Origin of the sequence: Cupriavidus sp. SIMBA_020, from assembly GCF_046535395.1 — a bacterium.
Taxonomy (GTDB): Bacteria; Pseudomonadota; Gammaproteobacteria; order Burkholderiales; family Burkholderiaceae; genus Cupriavidus; species Cupriavidus campinensis.
Genome location: NZ_JAWRWU010001868.1, coordinates 1 through 228, shown reverse-complemented (window position 1 = coordinate 228; position 228 = coordinate 1). Strand labels below are relative to the sequence as shown.

Annotated in this window: 1 protein-coding gene; it reads right to left on the bottom strand. The window is 54.8% G+C overall.

What is annotated here, in order from left to right:
• On the bottom strand, positions 1–64 hold a 64-nt coding region (locus tag SB751_RS36080; RefSeq protein WP_202863478.1), incomplete at its 3' end, for a LacI family DNA-binding transcriptional regulator.
• Positions 65–228 lie beyond the last annotated feature (164 nt).

The following is a 228-nucleotide window of genomic DNA, read 5'->3' as shown; positions in this document are numbered from 1 at the left end:
GGGAAACGGTCTGATAAGAGACACCGGCATACTCTGCGACATCGTATAACGTTACTGGTTTCACATTCACCACCCTGAATTGACTCTCTTCCGGGCGCTATCATGCCATACCGCGAAAGGTTTTGCGCCATTCGATGGTGTCCGGGATCTCGACGCTCTCCCTTATGCGACTCCTGCATTAGGAAGCAGCCCAGTAGTAGGTTGAGGCCGTTGAGCACCGCCGCCGCA